The sequence below is a fragment of the Gulosibacter sediminis genome (assembly GCF_030011715.1).
In the GTDB taxonomy this organism is placed as follows: Bacteria; Actinomycetota; Actinomycetes; order Actinomycetales; family Microbacteriaceae; genus Gulosibacter; species Gulosibacter sediminis.
Genome location: NZ_JASCYH010000092.1, coordinates 1 through 602, shown reverse-complemented (window position 1 = coordinate 602; position 602 = coordinate 1). Strand labels below are relative to the sequence as shown.

General features: G+C 69.3%; 1 protein-coding gene. It reads right to left on the bottom strand.

Going from position 1 to position 602, the window contains the following annotated elements; all coding sequences use genetic code 11:
• Positions 1 to 602: transposase (locus tag QM019_RS12685; protein WP_282853306.1), on the bottom strand; the 602-nt coding region annotated here is incomplete at both ends.

Genomic DNA, 602 nt, shown 5'->3' with positions numbered 1-602 from the left:
CCGCGACGATGCGCTGGTAGATGCCCCAGGTCGCTTCGACCTCGATGTGCTCCTCGACGGCGAATACCGCGTCGAGGCGGGCGGTCTGCTTCTCGGTGAGGAAGCTCGCGCCGGTGTGAAGGATGCGACGGACACCGTAGAGCGGGTCGCCGGCGTGGCCGCGGTGCCCGAGGGTGTCCTGCTGGACGCGCTGCCGGGTCCGGTCCAGGGCGTCGCCGGCGAGGCGGACGACGTGGAACGGGTCCATGACGGGGACGGCGTCGGGGAGTTCCTCGGCCGCGGCGGTCTTGAAGCCACTGAACCCGTCCATCGCGACCACCTCGATCGCCTTCGACCAGTCCTTGGGTCGGGCGGCGAGCCACTGCTTGAACACCTGCTTCGAGCGGCCCTCGACCATGTCCAGCAGCCGTGCCGGGCCCGTCTTGTTCCTCGCGGGGGTGAGGTCGATGATCACCGTCACGTACTTGTCGCCGAAGCGGGTGTGTCGCCAGACGTGCTCGTCGACACCGATCGTGGTCACCCCGTCGAACCTGGTCGGGTCGTCGATGAGCCGCCGCTTGCCCTCGGCGAGGATCGCGGTGTTCGCGGTGTGCCAGGACACC